Consider the following 2311-nt stretch of genomic DNA (forward strand, 5'->3'; position numbering starts at 1 on the left):
CGCGTCCGCGGCGGCCGCGTCGCGCAGGATCTGCTCGATCATGAACTTCGTCCAGCCGTAGGGATTCGTGCAGCCGCTCGATCACCGAAGCCGAGCTGTTGCTCAGATCGTCGGCGATCACCACGCCGTGCCCCGCCGCGATCAGTTCGACCGCCGTATGCGACCCGATAAAACCGGCCCCGCCGGTAAGCAAAACGTTCATGGTGTTTTCTTCCCTGAGAAAGCGTCAGCTGTAGCGCACAATGTGAACTCTTGCTTCTGTGAGAAAATTATACACTGAATCAGTTATTTTTTACTGACGCTGAGAAAAGCTCGCGGCGTTCTTTTCGGTTTTGCTCGGAGGCGCTTTCATGGTGCAGTACTGCCCGAGATCCTTCTTTTGCCAACAGCTTGGCCAAGGTCTTTTTTAATGCGTTTTTGCGTTGGAAAATTTGATGCTAACGCAAAATGTGTGTTAGAATTGCGATGGAGGTGTTGAAATGCTGCCCAATAAAGAAACGTTGACAATAGAGTTCAAAAGCGATCAGAAGAAGTTGCCGGACGCCGATGTTTTTGAAGCGGTCGTGGCGTTCGCCAATACGGAAGGCGGCGATCTTTATCTTGGCATCGAAGATTCGGGAGAAATAACGGGCGTTCATGAAGCGCATCGGAACGTGACGACGGTCAGCGCTTTTATTGCGAACAATACCGTACCACCTGTCTCTGTCAGGGCGGAAATCGTCGGCGATACGAAACCCGTGCTAAAAATATCGGTGCCGAAGTCATTCGGCGGAATTGTTGCGACCGCATCCGGAAAAGTTCTTCACCGGCGGCTCAAAGCCAACGGAGAACCCGAAAACGTGGCGATGTATCCTTATGAATTCGCGACGCGGCTCTCTGATTTACGTCTGCTCGATTATTCTGCCATGCCCTTGTTCCAAAGCAGCATCAAAGATTTCGATCCCCTGGAAACAGAACGCCTCAAGCGATCGATATCGTCCTTTAGCGGAGACAAGACGTTGTTGGAACTGGCGGACGGAGACTTGTACAAGGCGTTGGGATTGGTTCGGGAACAGAACGGCGTCCTGTATCCCACGGTCACGGGTATTCTCCTGATCGGAAAGGTGGAAGCCATTCAGTGCTTTGTGCCGACGCATGCCGCTGCATTTCAGGTGTTGGAAGGAACTGAAGTCCGTCGTAACGATGATTACGTATTGCCGATTTTATCGACAATAGAGAAACTCTATAGCGGTTTGGAAGCTCGAAATCCCGATCGGGAGCTCGACATAGGATTCTTCAGACTCTCTATTCCGGAATTCGATAAAAGAGCGGTCAGAGAAGCCGTCGTCAACGCCTTTAGCCATAGAGATTACGCCAAAAGCGGCAGAGTCCGGGTCGCGTTAAGCGATGAAGGATTGACGGTCGCCAATCCCGGCGGGTTTGTCGAAGGCGTCTCCATAAACAATTTGCTCACGGCCGAGCCGCATGGGAGAAACCTTCTGTTGGCGGACGCGCTGAAACGTATCGGTCTTGCAGAGCGGACAGGCAGGGGGATCGACCGGATCTTCGAAGGCTCGTTGCTCTATGGCAAGCCGTTGCCCGATTATTCTGCGTCGACCTCGGCGACGGTATCCTTGTTTATTCCGCGGGGAGAGCCCGACAGACGGATTGCGGAGCTGATCGCGAAGGAACAGAACAGGTCGGGACGCCCTCTTTCGCTCAATGCTCTGCTGATCCTGAACGTCTTGAAGAATAGTCCGAAGTCGACAGTCAAACGGCTGGCAGAAGAGATAAATATTCCAGAAAACACAATAAAAGTTATCCTGGATTCAATGACAGCGATCGGACTTGTCGAGGAATATGGCAGCGGTAGAACCGGCACCTATGCGATTCGTTTTAAAGCGTATGCCACGAAGACGGGTAAAATCGAAGACGTGCGCCGAGCTGACGGAGACAAGACGAAGTATCATGAATCGATTGCGGAATTTGCCAAAAGCAACGACTTTATTTCCCGGTCAGACGTCATGCAGCTACTGCATGTCAGCGCTTCCCAGGCGTACATTCTCCTGAAGGCTCTTGTGGCGCGAGGGCTTCTGGAACCGGTGAACAAAGGCCGCTACGCAAAATACCGCTATGTTGGGCGGTGAGCGTTTGGGGCTCGTAACGGCTCTATACGTCACAAAAAGAGGTCGCCTCGATTGACTTTCGAGACGGTCTCTTCGTGTTTTCAACGAACCCCTTCGCTGATCCTACGACAGCGACTTCTTCGTCCAGTTCCAGGAATCGCGGCACATGTCGTCGAGCGATTTCCGCGCTTTCCAGCCCAGCAGAC

2 protein-coding genes are annotated in these 2311 nt (G+C 52.6%); one reads left to right on the forward strand and one right to left on the reverse strand.

Features of this window, described 5'->3' with window-relative positions:
- Positions 1 to 202: NAD-dependent epimerase/dehydratase family protein (locus D7D26_RS11835; protein WP_120373176.1), on the reverse strand; the 202-nt coding region annotated here is incomplete at its 3' end.
- A 277-nt stretch (positions 203 to 479) separates the two neighbouring features.
- On the opposite strand from D7D26_RS11835, the gene D7D26_RS11840 reads away from it, so the two are divergent.
- On the forward strand, positions 480 to 2126 hold the full coding sequence (locus tag D7D26_RS11840) for an RNA-binding domain-containing protein (RefSeq protein WP_120373177.1): 1647 nt from the start codon (positions 480 to 482) through the stop codon (positions 2124 to 2126).
- Positions 2127 to 2311: the final 185 nt, after the last annotated feature.

This window comes from Pyramidobacter sp. CG50-2 (assembly GCF_003612005.1).
Taxonomy (GTDB): domain Bacteria; phylum Synergistota; class Synergistia; order Synergistales; family Dethiosulfovibrionaceae; genus Pyramidobacter.

Coding starts and splice junctions, on each gene's coding strand:
- D7D26_RS11840 (WP_120373177.1), top strand. CDS start 480: ATGCTGCCCAATAAAGAAACGTTGACAATAGAGTTCAAAAGCGATCAG.